13 protein-coding genes are annotated in these 17,121 nt (G+C 65.7%); 5 read left to right on the plus strand and 8 right to left on the minus strand.

From position 1 onward, the window contains the following. Positions 1–9 precede the first annotated feature (9 nt). The 4 genes from fba (at position 10) to DMX06_RS03920 (ending at position 4,254) form a co-directional block, all read left to right on the plus strand. On the plus strand, positions 10–1,074 hold the full coding sequence (fba, locus tag DMX06_RS03905) for a class II fructose-bisphosphate aldolase (protein WP_050707214.1): 1,065 nt from the start codon (positions 10–12) through the stop codon (positions 1,072–1,074). Between the two features lie 206 nt (positions 1,075–1,280). Beyond that, positions 1,281–3,398: a putative bifunctional diguanylate cyclase/phosphodiesterase gene (locus DMX06_RS03910; protein ID WP_110734784.1), complete on the plus strand. Its 2,118-nt coding sequence runs from the start codon at positions 1,281–1,283 to the stop codon at positions 3,396–3,398. A gap of 38 nt (positions 3,399–3,436) precedes the next feature. Beyond that, a complete protein-coding gene (locus DMX06_RS03915; RefSeq protein WP_110734786.1) occupies positions 3,437–3,937 on the plus strand; it encodes a M48 metallopeptidase family protein in 501 nt (166 codons plus the stop codon). Between the two features lie 14 nt (positions 3,938–3,951). After that, the gene (locus DMX06_RS03920) at positions 3,952–4,254 is read left to right on the plus strand and encodes a winged helix-turn-helix domain-containing protein (protein ID WP_028688318.1); all 303 of its coding nucleotides are present in this window, start codon (positions 3,952–3,954) and stop codon (positions 4,252–4,254) included. A gap of 83 nt (positions 4,255–4,337) precedes the next feature. Here the strand turns inward: DMX06_RS03920 and DMX06_RS03925 are convergent, their stop codons facing one another. Then, positions 4,338–4,790 carry a GNAT family N-acetyltransferase gene (locus DMX06_RS03925; protein WP_110735173.1) on the minus strand — a complete coding sequence of 151 codons (453 nt, stop codon included), beginning with the start codon at positions 4,788–4,790 and terminating at the stop codon, positions 4,338–4,340. 211 nt (positions 4,791–5,001) lie between these two features. On the opposite strand from DMX06_RS03925, the gene DMX06_RS03930 reads away from it, so the two are divergent. Further along, positions 5,002–5,739, plus strand: coding sequence for a substrate-binding periplasmic protein (locus DMX06_RS03930; RefSeq protein ID WP_110734788.1), 738 nt, complete (start codon positions 5,002–5,004; stop codon positions 5,737–5,739). 11 nt (positions 5,740–5,750) lie between these two features. Here the strand turns inward: DMX06_RS03930 and yccS are convergent, their stop codons facing one another. From yccS to DMX06_RS03965, 7 genes are all read right to left on the minus strand, one after another. After that, a complete protein-coding gene (yccS, locus tag DMX06_RS03935) occupies positions 5,751–7,934 on the minus strand; it encodes a YccS family putative transporter (RefSeq protein WP_110734790.1) in 2,184 nt (727 codons plus the stop codon). Positions 7,935–8,144: 210 nt separating this feature from the next. Next, positions 8,145–9,326, minus strand: a complete 1,182-nt coding sequence (locus DMX06_RS03940) for an NAD(P)/FAD-dependent oxidoreductase (RefSeq protein ID WP_110734792.1) — start codon at positions 9,324–9,326, stop codon at positions 8,145–8,147. A gap of 125 nt (positions 9,327–9,451) precedes the next feature. Beyond that, positions 9,452–10,789, minus strand: a complete 1,338-nt coding sequence (gene dbpA, locus DMX06_RS03945; RefSeq protein ID WP_258378805.1) for an ATP-dependent RNA helicase DbpA — start codon at positions 10,787–10,789, stop codon at positions 9,452–9,454. 112 nt (positions 10,790–10,901) lie between these two features. Continuing rightward, the gene (gene mdtD / locus DMX06_RS03950; protein ID WP_110734796.1) at positions 10,902–12,329 is read right to left on the minus strand and encodes a multidrug transporter subunit MdtD; all 1,428 of its coding nucleotides are present in this window, start codon (positions 12,327–12,329) and stop codon (positions 10,902–10,904) included. A gap of 119 nt (positions 12,330–12,448) precedes the next feature. Then, positions 12,449–13,780: a TldD/PmbA family protein gene (locus tag DMX06_RS03955; protein ID WP_110734798.1), complete on the minus strand. Its 1,332-nt coding sequence runs from the start codon at positions 13,778–13,780 to the stop codon at positions 12,449–12,451. Continuing rightward, positions 13,780–15,222, minus strand: a complete 1,443-nt coding sequence (locus DMX06_RS03960; RefSeq protein ID WP_110734800.1) for a TldD/PmbA family protein — start codon at positions 15,220–15,222, stop codon at positions 13,780–13,782. The genes DMX06_RS03955 and DMX06_RS03960 overlap by 1 nt, the downstream gene beginning before the upstream one ends. A gap of 29 nt (positions 15,223–15,251) precedes the next feature. Beyond that, positions 15,252–17,048, minus strand: coding sequence for an acyl-CoA dehydrogenase (locus DMX06_RS03965; RefSeq protein ID WP_110734802.1), 1,797 nt, complete (start codon positions 17,046–17,048; stop codon positions 15,252–15,254). Between the last annotated feature and the right edge of the window lie 73 nt (positions 17,049–17,121).

Here is a 17,121-nt window from a genome sequence, read left to right on the forward strand (position 1 = left end):
AGATACACAATGGCACTCATTAGCATGCGCCAGATGCTGGACCACGCCGCCGAGTTCGGTTACGGCGTTCCGGCTTTCAACGTCAACAACCTCGAGCAGATGCGCGCGATCATGGAAGCCGCCGACGCTACCGACTCTCCGGTCATCGTCCAGGCCTCGGCCGGCGCCCGCAAGTATGCCGGTGCCCCGTTCCTGCGCCACCTGATCCTGGCCGCCATCGAAGAGTTCCCGCACATCCCGGTGTGCATGCATCAGGACCATGGCACCAGCCCTGACGTGTGCCAGCGCTCGATCCAGCTGGGCTTCAGTTCGGTGATGATGGACGGCTCTCTGAAGGAAGACGGCAAGACCCCGTCCGACTACGACTACAACGTCCGTGTCACCCAGCAGACCGTGGCGTTCGCCCACGCCTGCGGCGTGTCGGTGGAAGGCGAGTTGGGCTGCCTGGGCAGCCTGGAAACCGGCCAGGCCGGCGAGGAAGACGGCGTCGGCGCCGAAGGTATCCTGGACCACAGCCAGATGCTGACCGACCCGGAAGAAGCCGCCGACTTCGTCAAGAAGACCCAGGTCGATGCGTTGGCCATCGCCATCGGTACCAGCCACGGCGCCTACAAGTTCACCAAGCCGCCAACCGGTGACATCCTGGCCATCGACCGCATCAAGGAAATCCACAAGCGCATCCCCAACACCCACCTGGTGATGCACGGTTCCTCCTCGGTGCCACAGGACTGGCTGGCGATCATCAACGAGTACGGCGGCCAGATCAAAGAGACCTACGGCGTGCCGGTCGAAGAGATCGTCGAAGGTATCAAGTACGGCGTGCGTAAGGTCAACATCGACACTGACCTGCGCCTGGCCTCCACCGGTGCCATCCGCCGCTACATGGCCCAGCACCCGAGCGAGTTCGACCCACGCAAGTTCTTCGCCGAGACCGTGAAGGCCATGCGCGACGTGTGCATCGCCCGCTACGAAGCCTTCGGTACCGCCGGCAATGCCTCGAAGATCAAGCCGATCTCCCTGGAAGGCATGTTCCAGCGTTACGCCAAAGGTGAACTGGCGGCCAAGATCAACTGATCCGGCGCCGTTCAACGAAGGAGCCCGCAGCGATGCGGGCTTTTTTGTGCCCGTACGTCGCCTGCCCACCGCTCATACCGTTAGTCGGCTAACATCGGTTCAGATGGCGTATGGCCATCTGCCTGCATTGCGTCTTCGGGTGCCGAGTCTAGAGTAACAATCGGATCCAATCACAAGTCGAAGTTGGACTTACCAAGAGAAGCAGCATGGATGGCGCTTATTCACAATCACCGGAAAGCAGCTCGGTGCTGCTGGTCGTAGACGACTACCCGGAAAACCTCATCAGCATGCGGGCCTTGCTGTCCCGCCAGGATTGGCAGGTATTGACCGCCAGTTCAGGGATGGAAGCCCTGAGCACCTTGCTCGAACACGAAGTCGACCTGGTCCTGCTCGACGTGCAGATGCCCGAGATGGACGGCTTCGAGGTGGCCCGCCTGATGCGCGGCAGCCAACGCACGCGACTGACCCCGATCATCTTCCTCACCGCCAACGAACAGTCCGATGCCGCGGTGCTCAAAGGCTATGCCAGCGGTGCGGTGGACTACCTGTTCAAACCTTTCGACCCGCAGATTCTCAAGCCCAAGGTCCAGGCCCAGCTGGAGCAGCAGCGCAACCGGCGCATGCTGCAACGCCTGACCCGCGAACTGGAATCGGCGCGGGCCTTCAATGCCTCGATCCTGGAGAACGCCGCCGAGGGCATCCTGGTGGTGGACGAGGCGGGCTGCATCGGCTTCGCCAACCCGGCCATCTCGCGCCTGCTCGATGCCCCGGTGGAAAAGCTGCAGGGCGCGCACATGCTGGACCTGATCCAGTTGCCCTGCGCCAACCTGTGGCCCGAGTCGGACTTCTACCAAGCTTATCTGGGGCGGCAGATCTTCCGCGTGCACGACGCCCATCTGCGCACCCTCGGTGGCCAGCTGGTACCGGTGGCGCTGTCCTGCGCGCCGCTGCCCCCCGAGCAGAAGGCCATGGTGGTGACGGTGCTGGACATGTCGGTGGTGCGCAGCCTGCACCAGCAGCTCGAGTACCAGGCGGTCACCGACCCGTTGACCGGGCTGCTCAATCGCCGTGGTTTCTACCAGGCCGCCGAGAGCGCACTGTTGCGCAACGAGCGCTCGGACAAGGCCAAGGCCTTGATGTACATGGACCTGGACGGCTTCAAGCGGATCAACGACCTGCTCGGCCACGAAACCGGCGACAAGGTCCTGCGCTGGGTGGCCGACCAGCTCAAGGAGTGCCTGGGCAGCGAGGCGTTGCTGGCCAGGATGGGCGGCGACGAGTTCACCGCGCTGTTCGACGGCCTGCCATACCCCGAGCAGGCCGGACGCTATGCCGAGAAGTTGCTGGAGCGGATGTCGAGCTTCCAGCAGGTGGATGGCCTGGAGGTCAATCTGGGGGTGAGCATCGGCATCGCCACCTACCCCGACTGCGGCGCCAACGTGGAAGGCCTGCTGCGGGCGGCCGATGCCGCGATGTATGCGGCCAAGCAGGCCGGGCGCCAACAGTACCGTTTCTACGACCAGGAACTCAATGGTCGCGCCCGTTCGCGGCTGATGCTCGAGGACAGCGTGCGCACGGCCATCGAACAGAACGACTTCAGCCTGGTCTACCAGCCCCAGGTGGCGTTCGCCGACGGCCGGCTACGCGGCTTCGAGGCGTTGTTGCGTTGGAAGCACCCGAGCGTCGGCGATGTGCCGCCCGGATTGTTCATTCCATTGCTGGAAGAGGCGCGCCTGATCAACCGCCTGGCCAGCTGGATCTATCGCAAAGGTGCCGCGCAACGCAATGCCTGGAGTGATCGGTTCGGTTCGCCTTTGGTGCTGAGCATCAGCCTGAGTCGCGCCCAGTTCACCATGCCCGGTTTGGTCGATGAGTTGGCCCAGGTGATCGACAAGCACCAATTGCAGCCCGCCCAGCTGGAGGTGGAGGTGGCCGAAACGTCGCTGATGTACAACATCGACGCGGCGGTGAAGCAGGTGCACCGTTTGCGCGAGCTGGGCATTCGCGTGGCGCTTGACGACTTTGGTGCTGGCGACTGCTCGTTGCGCATGCTGCGCGACCTGCCCATCGACACCCTCAAACTTGACCGCCACCTGGTTGCGCGACTGCCGGACTCGGCGGCGGACATCGCCCTGGTACGCAGCGTCATTGGCCTGTGCGCGGCCTACGACATCACGGTGATTGCCGAGGGCGTGGAGACCCAGGCCCAGGCCGAGTGGCTCAAGGATGCCGACTGCGCCTATGTGCAGGGGTTCCTGGTCGCCCGACCGCTAACCGCCGTCGACGCCGGCAATTTCCCGGCGGTTTTCCCATGGGCGTCGTGATTGGCTAAACTCGCGTCTTCCCGATCCGAACGCCTGCCATGACCGCCTTACGCTACCTGCAAGCCTACCCGCTGCACCTGCAGGAACAGGTGCGCCAAATGATCGCCAGCGATCGCCTGGGCGATTACCTGCGCCAGCGCTACCCCGAGCGTCATGACGTGCAGAGCGACAAGGCGCTGTACGGCTATGCCCAGGAGATCAAACAGCAGTACCTGCGCAGTGCGCCGCCGTTGGACAAGGTGCTGTTCGACAACCGCCTGGACCTTACCCACCGGGCGCTGGGCCTGAACACGGCAGTGTCGCGGGTGCAGGGCGGCAAGCTCAAGGCCAAGAAGGAAATCCGCGTCGCTTCGCTATTTCGCGAGGCGGCGCCGCAATTTTTGCGCATGATCGTGGTGCATGAGCTGGCGCACCTGAGGGAGCGCGACCACAACAAGGCCTTCTACCAGCTCTGCCAGCACATGGAGCCGGACTACCATCAACTGGAATTCGACCTGCGCGTCTACCTGACCTATCGGGAGCTGCCGGGCAACACCTGAGGGACAAGCACCCCATGACCACGGAAGTGAGCAAGACCCGCAGCAGTTTCTACCGCCGCCTCTACGTGGCCTGGCTGATCGACAGCCAGACCGCCACCAGCGTGCCGGCGCTGATGGAAGCCACCGGCATGCCGCGGCGCACCGCCCAGGACACCATCGCCGCCCTGGCTGACCTGGATATCGTCTGCGAGTTCGAGCAGCAGGCCGGCGCGCGCAACCATGCCGGGCACTACCGCATCCGCGACTGGGGGGCGATCGACAAGCAGTGGATCATCCAGCACCTGCGCCAGCTGCGCGAAGTGCTGGGCTATCCCTGAAAAGACTCATCACCGGGCAACCCCGCTGTTCCCCGTGGGAGCGGGCTTGTCCCGCGATGGCGCGCGCAGCGCCCCCGGCAAATTCAGCTTTTTCGCATCCCGATGTGCGGAATATCGTCCTCGAGGTATTCCTCGCCGACCGCTTCGAAACCATGCCGAGCGTAGAACCCCTGCAAATGCGCCTGGGCTGACAGATAGATCGCGACGCCAGGCCAGCAATGGCCGGCAGCCTCCAGCCCCTTCAGCAGCAGCGGGTGGCCCAGCTTCATATCGCGAGCCTCGGGAGATGTCACCACCCGGCCAATGACGACTTCGCCATCCTGCGATTGTGGATCGAGCAAGCGCAGGTAGGCGACCAGCCGCTCACCGTCCCAGCCCATCAGGTGCAGGGTGTCGCCCAGCAGGTCAAGCCCGTCGACTTCCTGGTAGGCGCAGCGCTGCTCGACCACGAACACTTCGGTGCGCAGTTGCAGGATGGCGTAGAGTTGTTCCTTGGTGAGGTCGCTATGGTGCTTGCAGATCCACTCGATGGACATGGATGGGTACTCCTTCGGTTGACCGTCGATCATCGCAAATCCTGCCGGCTTCGACGAGTTCGAATGACGATACCTGGCACTCGGCCAAAATAGAGGCTAAATGACACTATCGCCCGCTGTCGCCAGGATGCGGCTTGTGTAATCTGAGTCTCTGTTGCTCGTAGAGACCGCCGTCACCAGCGTGAGCCCCCAACTGCGAAAGGAATTGAGCATGCGGCCACTGCTTTGCGTTCTTGGGTTACTGGGACTGTTGTGCGCAGGGCCTGCCCTTGCCCAAGGCAAGCTGCGGCTGGTGGCCGACAGCTGGCCGCCGTTCACCGACACCAGCATGCCCGGTGGCGGCCTGGCCACCAGCATCGTCACCACTGCACTGACCCGCGCCGGCTACGCCACCGAGTTCGAGGAGGTGCCCTGGGCCAGGGCGCTGATGGGCGTGGGCGAGGGGCGCTACGACGTGCTGATCAACGCCTGGTATAACGACGAGCGAACCCTGATCGGCCAGTTCTCCGACGCCTACCTGGTCAACCGCATCCGCCTGCTCAAGCGTGAAGGCGAGGCGTTCGACTATGCACGCCAGTCCGACCTGTACCCCTACACCATCGCCGTGGTGCGCGATTACGCCTATTCCCCTGAGTTCGACAGCGACGAGCGCCTGAACAAGGTGCCGGTGCGCAGCTTCTCGTCCGCGGTGCGCATGCTGGCGGCCGGTCGGGTCAACCTGGCGGTGGAGGATGAGTTCGTGGCGCGCTACAACCTGCAACGCGAGCCGCAACCGGTGCGTGAGGGTGTGGCCTTCGTCGATCCGCCGCTGAGCGAGAACAGTCTGCATATCCTGGTCAGCCTCAAGCACCCGGAGCACCAGAAGATCGTCGCCCGCTTCGAGAAGGCCATCGCCGCGATGAAGGCCGACGGCAGCTACGACCGGCTGTTGCGCCAGCATGGGTTCTGATCGCGAGGTGATCAGGCGGGTGGGCCTTCCTTGATCAGATGCCCTGCCAGCGTGCGCAGCGGTCCCAGTTGCCGGCAGATCAGCGCCAGCTGCGTCTGCACCAACCGCTGATGCTCGTCCAGCTCCTCTGGCATCTGCTCCAGCGCATTGGCCAGGGCTTCTTCGGCATCGCTGTGGATCGCCACCGGCAACCGCGCCGCCAGGCCATTGGCGATTTCGTCGAGGCTGCTGGCCAGGCTCCGCCCGGCGCCATCTATCAGCTGCTCGTGGACCTCGGCCGGCAGCGCCGTGTCACGATGCGCCCCGAGTCCCGAGAGGTAGCTGAGCAAGGTATGCGACAGCACCAGGAAGCGGAAGCCGACATCGGCCTCCTTACGGAAGTGTCCGGGCTCCATGAGCATATTGGCCAGGGTAGTGGACAGCGCCGCGTCGGCATTGTGCGCGTTGCGCCGGGCCAGGCGATAGGCCAGGTCGTCGCGCTTGCCATGGGCGTACTGCTGCATGATCTGGCGCAGGTACTCGCTGGCGCAGGCCAGGGTGTTGGCCAGCACCTTGTTCAGCCGCCGGCCCTGCCAGTCGGGCAGGAACAGGAACACTGCGAGAATGGCGATCAGGCTGCCCACCAGGGTATCGAACAGGCGCGGCAGGAACAGCCCGTAGCCATCGCCGATCTGGTTGAAGCAGAACAGCACCATCAGGGTGATCGCCGCCGTAGCCAGGGTGTAGCGGGTGGTGCGATTGACGAAGAACACCACCCCGGCGACCACCGCGAACAGCGACTGGATGATCGGGTTGGGGAACAGGTCGAACAGCGCCCAGCCGACGGTCAGGCCGATGGCGGTGCCGAAGATCCGCTGCACCAGCTTGCGCCGGGTCGCGCCATAGTTGGGCTGGCAGACGAACAGCGTGGTGAGGATGATCCAGTAGCCCTGGGTCGGGTGGATCAGGTGCACCATGCCGTAACCCACCGAGAGTGCCAGCGACAGGCGCAGGGCATGGCGGAACAGCAGTGAGGTCGGCGTCAGCTGGGTACGCAGGCGCTTCCACACGTCCTTGAGATTGCGTGGCGAGCGGTCGAGCAGGCTGCTGTCGCTGGCATCGGCCAGGCTGTCCGGGTTGCTTGCGGCGCTGAGCAGCCGGTCCAGGGTGGCCAGGTTTGCCGCCAGCGCCCGCAGCGAGCGCAGCAGGCCGCGCCAGGCCGGGTTGTTCTGGGTGCGCAGGTGCTCGAGCGACGCGTTGAGGTCTTCCAGCGCCTCGGGGTAACCGCTGGCCAGCACGAAGGGCTGGCGCAGGCGGATCGAGCGGGCCAGCTCCTGGCAGGATGAACCCTGCTTTCGCAGCAGGCGCTGGCAGCGGAACATCACGTCGCTATGGAAGAACGCGTCGGTCAGCGCGTTGTAGGGGTAGTGCGAGGCGCTGACCCGTTCATGGATGTCCTGGGCCAGGAAGTACAGCTTGAGGTAGCGGCTGACCTTGGAGTTGGGCTGGCTGTTACCGACCCGGTGCAGGATGATTTCCTTGGCCGCGTTGAGCGCCGCCACCACCCTGCCGTTCTGTTTGGCCAGCTCCAGACGCGTGGCCTCGACGTCGAGTGTACGCACCGGCTCGAACAGGCTGGCCTTGAGCTTGAGGTAGCTGCCCAGTTCATAGAACAGCTTGGCCAGGCTCTGCTGCACCGGCTGGTTGGAGAACAGCACCTGCCACAGCACCGACAGCAGGCCGTACCAGGCCGCTCCCGCCACCAGAAGCAACGGCTCGTGCCAGAAATCGCTGACTTCGCCGCCGCGCTGGTCGACGCCGATCATGGTGTAGACCGACAGGATCAGCGTGGCCGAGGCGATCGCCCCATAGCGTTCGCCCAGGGCCCCGAGCATGGTCAGGGAGAACGCCGCCAGGGCCAGGGCGACGGCGAAGATCCAGGGGTAGGGGAACAGCAGCTCGACCGACAGCGCGGCGATGGCAAAGCAGCCCAGGGTCACCAGCAGGGCGCTGAGCCGGCCCTGCCAGCCATCGTCGGTCTCGGCCAGGGCGCTGGCGATGATGCCGAGGAACAGCGGAATGAGCAGGCTCATCTCGTTCTGGTACCAGCACCAGGCCATGCTGCCGGTGAGGGCGATGGTCACGCGGATGGCATAGCTGAACTTGTCTTGGCCCCACAGGCGACGCAATGAATGGCGGAACGAGCTCGATGACATGATGGCCCTGGGCTGAGATCGAATGAATACCTTTGAGGCCGTCTGGGGCCGCTGTGCGGCCCTATCGCGGCACAAGGCCGCTCCTACAGGAGATCGCGTCCCTCTGTAGGAGCGGCCTTGTGCCGCGATAGGGCTGCGCAGCAGCCCCAAAAAATGGCGCTCCAGCACAGACCAGCAAGAAGCGTTCCGTGCTGCTGAATGGATTCTACTCTACACGAACTGCGCCGCCGCGTTGGCCGAAGCCCAGGCCCACTGGAAGTTGAAACCGCCCAGGTGGCCACTTACGTCCAGCACTTCGCCGATGAAGTACAACCCCGGGCTTTTCAGCGATTCCATGGTCTTGGACGACACCTCGCGGGTATCGACGCCACCCAGGGTGACTTCCGCGGTGCGATAGCCCTCGGTGCCGGCCGGGATCACTTGCCAGGCCGCCAGTTTTTCGGCGATCTGGGTCAATTCCGCCGGGGTGTACTGCTTCAATGGTTTCGAAACGAACCACTGTTCGGCCAGCAGGTTGGCCAGCTTGCGGGTGAACACCTCGCTCAGCACGGTCTTCAGCTCGCTGTTGGGACGCTCGACCTGCTGGCCCTGCAGCCACTCCAGCGCATCGCGATCGGGCAGAAGGTTGATCTCCAGCGTATCGCCGGCTTCCCAGAACGAGGAGATCTGCAGGATCGCCGGGCCACTCAGGCCGCGGTGGGTGAACAACAGATTCTCGCGGAAGCTCGTGCCATTGCAGCTGGCGACACAGTCCAGCGAGGTGCCCGACAATTCAGTGCACAGTGCCTTGAGCTGGGGCTCGGTGATGGTGAACGGCACCAGGCCGGCGCGGGTCGGCAACAGTTCATGGCCGAACTGGCGGGCGACCTGGTAGCCGAAACCGGTGGCGCCCAGGGTAGGAATCGACAGGCCGCCGGTGGCGATCACCAGCGACTGGCAGGCGAACGGGCCGGCGCTGGTCTGCAGGGTGTAGCCGCCTTCGGTCTTGTCGATGCGCTCGATGCTGGTGTTCATGCGCAGTTCGGCGCCGGCCTCGTCGCACTCGGCCAGCAGCATGTCGAGGATGTCGCTGGACTTGTTGTCGCAGAACAGCTGGCCGAGCTTCTTCTCGTGGTACGGCACGCCGTGCTTGCACACCAGCTCGATGAAGTCCCACTGGGTGTAGCGGGCCAGCGCCGACTTGCAGAAGTGCGGGTTGTGCGAGAGGAAGTTGGCCGGCTCGGTGTACATGTTGGTGAAGTTGCAACGCCCGCCGCCGGACATGAGGATCTTCTTGCCCGGCTTGTTGGCGTGGTCGAGCAGCAGCACCCGGCGCCCGCGGCGGGCGCTGAGCTGGGCACACATCAGGCCGGCGGCGCCGGCGCCGAGGATGATCACGTCGGTGGAGTGCACGGTGTAAACCTTTTATGAATGGAGCATCGGCCCCTGTGGGAGCGGGTTCACCCGCGAATACGGTAGTGGCTGCACCATCGTATTCGCGGGTGAACCCGCTCCCACAGGGATCTTTTGCCAAGCCTTTAGACGATACGGACTTTCAGGGCACGACCCTTGATCTTGCCGCTGTTCAGCCGCTGCATCGCCTGCTTGGCCACCGCCCGCTCCACGGCGACGAACGCCACGAAGTCGAAGATGGCGATCTTGCCCACCTGCTTGCCCGGCAACCCGGCGTCGCCGGTCAGTGCACCGAGGATGTCGCCCGGGCGCAGCTTGTCCTTACGCCCGGCACCGATGCACAGGGTGGTCATCGCCGGCAGCAGCGGCTCGCCGCCCTTGCTCTTGAGGTTGTCCAGCTGTTCCCAGCGCAGCGGCTTGTTCTGCAGGTCCTCGATGGCCTGGGCGCGGTGGCCTTCGGCCGGCGCCACCAGGCTGATCGCCACGCCTTTCTCGCCGGCGCGACCAGTACGGCCGACGCGGTGCACGTGGATCTCGGCGTCACGGGCCAGCTCGACGTTGATCACCAGGTCCAGGCCGTCGATGTCCAGGCCGCGGGCGGCCACATCGGTGGCCACCAGCACCGAGCTGCTGCGGTTGGCGAACATCGTCAGCACCTGGTCGCGGTCGCGCTGCTCCAGGTCGCCGTGCAGGGCCTGGGCGACGATGCCCTTGGCGGTCAGGTGGGTGACCAGGTCCTCGCACTGCTGCTTGGTGAAGCAGAACGCTACGCAGGACTGCGGGCGGTAGTGGCCGAGCACGCGGGTCACCGCTTCCAGGCGCTGCTGCGGGTCGATCTCGATGAAGCGCTGTTCGATCTGGCTGTCGCTGTGCAGCGCCTCGACCTTGACCTGCTGCGGCTGGCGCATGAAGTCCTTGGCCAACTGCTCGATGCCGGCTGGGTAGGTGGCGGAGAACAGCAGGGTCTGGCGGCGCGACGGGGTCTTGCCGATGATGCTGGCGATGGCGTCGAAGAAGCCCATGTCGAGCATGCGGTCGGCTTCGTCCAGGACCAGGGTGTTGAGACCGTCGAGCACCAGGGTGCCTTTGTCCAGGTGCTGCTGGATGCGCCCCGGGGTGCCGACGATGATGTGCGCGCCGTGCTCCAGCGAAGCGATCTGCGGGCCGAGCGACACGCCGCCGCACAGGGTGAGGATCTTGATGTTGTCCTCGGCGCGGGCCAGGCGGCGCAGCTCCTTGGCTACCTGGTCGGCCAGCTCCCGAGTCGGGCACAGCACCAGCGCCTGGCAGCCGAAATAGCGCGGGTTGATCGGGTTGAGCAGGCCGATGCCGAAGGCGGCGGTCTTGCCGCTACCGGTCTTGGCCTGGGCGATCAGGTCCTGGCCCTTGAGGATGACCGGCAGGCTCTGGGCCTGGATCGGTGTCATCGAGGCGTAGCCCAGGGCGTCCAGGTTGGCCAGCATGGCGGCGGACAGCGGTAGGGTGGCAAAAGCGGTGGTTTCAACGGTCACGAGGCGGGCCTGCGGTGCGAAGCGAAAAATGCCGCATAGTCTACCAGCCTCAAAGCCATTCGCCCTACGACTCGACGTGATGTTCCGGACGACGGGCGCGCCTTCCGTCCGTCGGCGCCAGTTGCAGGAAGATCGCCGCCGCCAGCATGGCCATCACGCCGATGGTGACGAAGGTCAGTTGGAACGCGCCCAGGGTGCTCTCCACGCCCTCGGCGCCGCCAGCCGCGGTGAAACCGCCGAGCAAGGCGCCGGCGCAGGCCACGCCCAGGCTCAGCGACAGTTGCGCGACCACTGACAGCAGGCTGTTGCCGCTGCTGGCGCTGGCGTCGTCGAGGTCGATCAGCGTCACCGTGTTCATTGCCGTGAACTGCATCGAGTTGACCGCGCCCAGCAGCGCCAGTTGCACCAGCAGCACGGCATAGGGCGTCTGCTCGTCCACCAGCCCCAGGCTGGCCAGCAGCAGGCCTAGCAGCAGGGTGTTGCCGGTCAGCACGATGCGATAGCCCAGGCGTTCGATCAGCGGCCGAGCAATGGACTTGGCGAGCATCGCCGCCGCCGCCAGCGGGATCATGCTCATGCCGGCCTGGGCCGGCGAATAGCCCAGCGCCACCTGCAGCAGCAACGGCACCAGGAAGGGCAGGGCGCCGCTGCCCAGGCGGGCGAACAGGTTGCCGAGGATACCGATGGCGAAGGTCCGTACGCGGAACAGCGAGGGCGAGAACAGGGGCTCCGGATCACGCCCGGCGCGCAGCCAGTAGGCGGCCAGGCAGGCCATGCCGGCGAACAGCAACAGCATCACCCGCAGGTGCGGCAGGTGCAGTTCGCCCAAGCCCTCCATGGCGATGGTGATCAGCACCATCGCCGCGCCGAACAGCAGGAAACCCGGGCCATCGAAGCTGGTGCGTTCGGCGCCGCGCAGGTCGGGGATGAACTTCCACACCGCGTAGCAGCCCAGTGCCCCCACCGGCAGGTTGATCAGGAAGATCCAGTGCCAGCTGAGAATCTCCACCAGCCAGCCACCCAGGGTCGGACCCAGCAACGGGCCGAGCAGGCCGGGGATGGTGATGAAGCTCATGATCCGCACCAGCTCCGAGCGCGGGTAGGCGCGCAGCACCACCAGGCGCCCGACCGGCAGCATCAGCGCGCCGCCCAGGCCCTGGATCACCCGGGCCAGGATCAGGAAGCCGAGGCTGTTGGCCATGGCGCACAACAGCGAACCGAAGCTGAACAGCAGGATGGCGCTGAAGAAGATGCGCTTGGTGCCGAAACGGTCGGCGATCCAGCCCGAGGCCGGGATCAGCAGGGCCACGGTGAGCATGTAGGCGATGATCACCCCCTGCATGCGCAGCGGGTCCTCGGCCAAGGAGCGGGCCATGGCCGGCAGCGCGGTGTTGAGGATGGTGCCGTCGAGCGACTGCATGAAGAAGGCGATGGCCACTACCCAGGGGATCCAGCGGGCGGTGACGGGGTCCAGCGGGGCGCGATCGGACATCAGCTACCTCTACGTTTTGTGTTGCCTGTGCCGACCTCTTCGCGGGTAAACCCGCTCCCACAGGGTTATCGACAAACCTGTGGGAGCGGGTTTACCCGCGAAGAGGTCGGTCCTGCGGATCACAGTGTCAGGGTCAACCCCTTCAGCAACGCCCCCGGCAGATGACTCGACCCAGTGCTGCGCTGCCCGTAGGTGCTGGTCGAGAGGATCATCTCGCGTTCCTGGGTCAGGTCCTCCAGCTGGCTACCCAGCAGGTTGTACAGGCTGTCGTCGAAGCGCATGGTGCTCACCGGCCCCTGGATCTGGCCGTTTTCCACCCAGAACGTGGCGAAACGGGTCAGCCCGGTCATGCGCGCGGCGGGCAGGTCCGAGTAGTTCAGGTACCACAGGTTGCTGATGTACAGCCCGGTGCCCAGACGCTCCAGAACCTCTTCTCCGGGCAGGTTCCCCGGTGCCAGGCTCAGCGCGCACGGTGACTCATGGCTGTCGGCGCCATTGGCCTGCTGTGCGAACTCGGCGGCGCTGCGGGCGCTCACCAGCCGCTCCAGCGCCCTGCCTTCACCGATCAGCAGCAGGTCGCGACGGGGCGAGCCCTCGTCGGAGAACGCCGGGCTCAGCGAGCCGCTGACCTGCTCGCTGAAGCTCACTCGTGGGCTCAGTTGCGCGTCGCCGTTGTACAGACGCTGCAACGGGCTGTTGCCCGTGGCCAGGGCCTGCGCGGAGAAACCGCCCCAGCACAGCATCCCGGCGATTTCGTCCATCGCCGCCGGCGCCAGGTAGGCGCGGTAGCTGCCGGGCTTGAGGGTAATGGCCGGGCGCCCCAGGTGAGCCAGTTGTTCGCGAGCCTGGCGCAGGCGGGAGGCGAAGGCCTCGCCGCTCCAGGCCTGCCCGGCATAGTTGGCCTTGACCGCCTGGCCGTTGGCGTGGAACAGGCTCCAGTCGAAGTTGAAACTGTTGGCCTGGTGCCAGCCGAAGGCCCCGAAGGAACTGGCGAAGCCCCGGCAGATGGGGCCGGCGGCATAGATGCCGACCAGGTCCAGGTCACCGGCTTCGCGCTCGACCAGGGCCAGCACTTCGTCCAGCTCGGGCAATGGCGGTTCGAGCAGGCTATGGCTGTGCCAGGCGCTGTCGTCGAGGTTCAGGTAGGGATCCACCGCCAGCAATGGCAAGGTCTGGCGCAGCTGTGCCAGGGCGTCGTGCAGGCGCTGGCGGTCGAGCTCGGGGTCGTCGCCCAAGGTGATCTGCTGCTCGGCCTGGCGCCCTTCACGCACCAGCCGCAGGTGTGCGCTGGCCTGGCTGACCAGCCCGGCCTGGCGCACCTTGGCATGGTTGAAGCGCACGAACTGCGAATGCTCGGCGCTGTAGCCGAGGGTGAACTGCTCGCCCGGTTGCACGGCGGCGTTCAGGCTGTCGAGCAGGCTTTCGAAACGTTGCTGGTACAGGCTGCTCATCAGGCGTCTCCCCCGAATACGTCGATCTGGCGGAACACGCAGGCCGGCGAGGCATGGCCGACACGCACCACCTGGTTGGGCTCGCCCTTGCCGCAGTTGGGCGTGCCGAGCACCTGGAAGGTGCTGCTGTCGCCCACGGCCGAGAGGTTGCGCCAGAAGTCGGCGGAGATGCCCCGGTAGTTCGGGTTCTTCACCACGCCCTTGAGCTCGCCGTTCTCGATCAACTGCCCCCACTCGCAGCCGAACTGGAACTTGTTGCGCGCATCGTCGATGGACCAGGAGCGGTTGGTGCGCATCAGGATACCGTGTTCGATCCCCCCGATCAGTTGTTCCAGCGACTGGTCGCCAGGCTCGACATTGAGGTTGGCCATTCGGTCGATAGGTGCGCGGTTCCAGCCGCAGGCGCGGCTGTTGGCCACGCCGTCCAGGCCCGAGCGCAGCTGCGACAGCACGCCGCCCAGGGGGCGCACCAGCAGGCCGTCGCGGATCAGGAACTGCTTGCTGGCCGGTGTACCGTCGTCATCGAAGCTGTAGCTGGCCAACTCCTCGCGGATCGTCGGGTCGAAGGTCACGTTGAGCCGCTTCGAGCCGTACTGCAGGTGGCCGAAGTCGCTGGCTTTGACGAAGCTGGTACCGGCGTAGTTGCGCTCATCGCCCAGGATACGGTCCAGCTCCAGCGGATGGCCGATGGACTCGTGGATCTGCAGCATCATCTGGTCGGGCATCAGCAGCAGGTCGCGCCGGCCGCTCGGGGTGTTGGGCGCCAGCAGCAACTGCAGCGCCTCGTCGGCTACCCGGCGGGCCGCGCCGACCAGGCCACAGCGCTGGATCACCTCGAAGCCGCCCTGCTGGCCGAAGTTCTCCCGGCCCAGGCTGCGGCTCTGGCTGTCCTGGCCGTCGCTGGCGGTGACGCCCAGGCCCGGGTAGACGAAGCGCTGGGCATGGCGCAGCTCGGCGCCGGCGGAGTTCAGGTAGGTCTGCTCGACCACGCTGATGCCAAGGCTGGCCTGCCAGTCCACCAGGCGCTCGTCACGTGGCACGCTGGCCGATTCGGCGGCCAGCACGTCCAGGCAGTCGGCGAGGTTGGGCAGGGGCTGCTCGAAGTTGGGCGAGACATGGTCGTGGCGTCCCTCCGGGGCCGGCTGGCCGCTCAGGTCGAGCAGGCTGCTGGCCTTGATCCGCCGGGCCAGCGCCTCGGCCTGCTCCAGGGCGCGTTGCAGCCCGGCCTGGGACAGGTCGGCGGTGGCCGCGTAGGCCTCCACGCCATCCACCCGCACGGTGAGCATGGCGCCTTCGTCCTGGCTGAAGAAGGGTGGCTCGGCGACGTTGCGCCGAACCGACAGTGACTGGTGCGATTGCTTCACATGGCGAAGCGAGAACAGTTCGGCCGTGCTGCGCAGCGCGGCAAAGCGCTGGCGCAGCAGGGTGCTGGAGTCGAACATGGAAATCTCCGTGTGTGCGGTGGCTCCCCCTAGAACCACCCCTCTTGCATCGCGAGGCAGGTGTCGTCGCGGGCCTCGAGCAAAGCGAGGTCATTATGGCAGCCCGGCACCTCCCAGGTGAGGAAATAACGCGCGGCCTGGAGCTTGCCCTGATAGAAGTCGCGGTCACTGCCCTTGAGCAGGCCGACCTCGGCATGAATGGCCTGCTCCAGCCAGCGCCAGCCGATCACGCAGTGGCCGAACACCTTGAGGTACAGCGCCGAGTTGGCCAGCGCGCCGGCGACCTTGCCGGCGGCCAGGTCGCCGAGCAGGGCGAGGGTCACGCTTTGCAGGCGATTGACCAGGTGCTCCAGGGGCTGGCGCAACGGATCGAGGTTCGGGTGATGGCTGGCGCGCTCGCAGGTGCCGGCGATCAGGCGAATCAGTTGCTTGAGCCCGGCGCCGTTGTTCTGCGCCAGCTTGCGCCCGAGCAGGTCGAGGGACTGGATGCCCTCGGTGCCCTCGTGGATCGGGTTGAGACGGTTGTCGCGGTAATACTGCTCGACCGGGTATTCGCGGGTGTAGCCGTGGCCGCCAAGGATCTGGATCGCCAGTTCGTTGGCTTTCAGGCAGAACGCCGAGGGCCAGGACTTGACGATGGGGGTGAGCAGGTCGAGCAGCTCCAAGGCTTGCCGGCGAGCCTCAGCATCCGCGGCGGTGTGGGTGTCATCGAACAGCCGGGCAGCGTACAGGCCCAGGTCGAAAGCACCCTCGACGTAGGCCTTCTGTGCCAGCAGCATGCGCTTCACATCGCTGTGCTCGATGATCGGCACGGCGGGGCTGTGCGGGTCCTTGTTGTCCGGCAGGCGGCCCTGTGGACGTTGACGGGCATAGTCCAGGGAATACAGGTAACCGGCGTAACCCAGCATCACCGCGCCCATGCCGACGCCGATGCGCGCCTCGTTCATCATCTGGAACATGCAGGCCAGGCCCTGGTGCGGCTGGCCCACCAAGTAGCCGACACACTGGCCGTTGTCACCGAAGTTCAGCGCCGTGGAGGTGGTGCCGCGCCAGCCCATCTTGTGGAACAGGCCGGCCAGCAGCACGTCGTTGCGTGGCCCCAGGCTGCCGTCGGCGTTGACCAGGTACTTGGGCACGATGAACAGCGAGATGCCCTTCACCCCGGGCGGTGCGTCCGGCAGCTTGGCCAGGACCATGTGCACGATGTTCTGCGAAAGCTCGTGGTCGCCGCCGGAGATGAAGATCTTGTTGCCCTTGAGCCGGTAGGTGCCGTCGCCTGCGGGTTCAGCGCGGGTGCGGATATCGGCCAGCGACGAGCCAGCGTGGGGTTCGGTCAGGGCCATGGTGCCGAAGTAGCGTCCCTCGATCATCGGTTGCAGGAACAGGCGTTTCTGTTCGTCGCTGGCGAAGCTCTCGATCAGGTTGGCCGCGCCCATGGTCAGGAACGGGTAGGCCGTGGTGCCGGCGTTGGCGGCCTGGAAGTGGGCGAAGCAGGCTTGCGACACCAGGCTGGGCAGCTGCATGCCGCCGACTTCGAAGTCGCGGTTGGCGTTGAGGAAGCCCGCTTCGAGGAAGGCGTCGACCGCAGGCTTAACGTCCGGGATCAGCTCGGCGCGGCCGTCCACGTAGCGCGGCTCGTTTTCGTCGCCCTTGCGGTTGTGCGGGGCGAAGTACTTTTCGGCAAGGGTACGGGCGGTGGTCAGCGCCGCGTCGAAGGTCTCGCGGCTGTGTTCGGCGAAGCGCGGGCGCTGGGTCAGGGCCTCGGCGTCGAGGACTTCGTAGAGTTCGAAGGCGAGGTTGCGGCTGCTGAGGAGTTGCTCGGACATGGCGGCATTCCTGGTTCGGGATGCAGCGAGTCTAGGCAAGGTGATGGGGCAGGGGACAGGTTAATTGGTTTGG

This window comes from Pseudomonas mosselii (genome assembly GCF_003205295.1).
Lineage (GTDB): Bacteria > Pseudomonadota > Gammaproteobacteria > Pseudomonadales > Pseudomonadaceae > Aquipseudomonas > Aquipseudomonas mosselii_B.

What these genes read in the sequence shown, in the direction of transcription:
- fba (WP_050707214.1), top strand. Translation starts at nt 10, where the DNA reads ATGGCACTCATTAGCATGCGCCAGATGCTGGACCACGCCGCCGAGTTC.
- DMX06_RS03910 (WP_110734784.1), top strand. Translation starts at nt 1,281, where the DNA reads ATGGATGGCGCTTATTCACAATCACCGGAAAGCAGCTCGGTGCTGCTG.
- DMX06_RS03915 (WP_110734786.1), top strand. Translation starts at nt 3,437, where the DNA reads ATGACCGCCTTACGCTACCTGCAAGCCTACCCGCTGCACCTGCAGGAA.
- DMX06_RS03920 (WP_028688318.1), top strand. Translation starts at nt 3,952, where the DNA reads ATGACCACGGAAGTGAGCAAGACCCGCAGCAGTTTCTACCGCCGCCTC.
- DMX06_RS03925 (WP_110735173.1), bottom strand. Translation starts at nt 4,790, where the DNA reads ATGTCCATCGAGTGGATCTGCAAGCACCATAGCGACCTCACCAAGGAA.
- DMX06_RS03930 (WP_110734788.1), top strand. Translation starts at nt 5,002, where the DNA reads ATGCGGCCACTGCTTTGCGTTCTTGGGTTACTGGGACTGTTGTGCGCA.
- yccS (WP_110734790.1), bottom strand. Translation starts at nt 7,934, where the DNA reads ATGTCATCGAGCTCGTTCCGCCATTCATTGCGTCGCCTGTGGGGCCAA.
- dbpA (WP_258378805.1), bottom strand. Translation starts at nt 10,789, where the DNA reads ATGCTGGCCAACCTGGACGCCCTGGGCTACGCCTCGATGACACCGATC.
- mdtD (WP_110734796.1), bottom strand. Translation starts at nt 12,329, where the DNA reads ATGTCCGATCGCGCCCCGCTGGACCCCGTCACCGCCCGCTGGATCCCC.
- DMX06_RS03955 (WP_110734798.1), bottom strand. Translation starts at nt 13,780, where the DNA reads ATGAGCAGCCTGTACCAGCAACGTTTCGAAAGCCTGCTCGACAGCCTG.
- DMX06_RS03960 (WP_110734800.1), bottom strand. Translation starts at nt 15,222, where the DNA reads ATGTTCGACTCCAGCACCCTGCTGCGCCAGCGCTTTGCCGCGCTGCGC.
- DMX06_RS03965 (WP_110734802.1), bottom strand. Translation starts at nt 17,048, where the DNA reads ATGTCCGAGCAACTCCTCAGCAGCCGCAACCTCGCCTTCGAACTCTAC.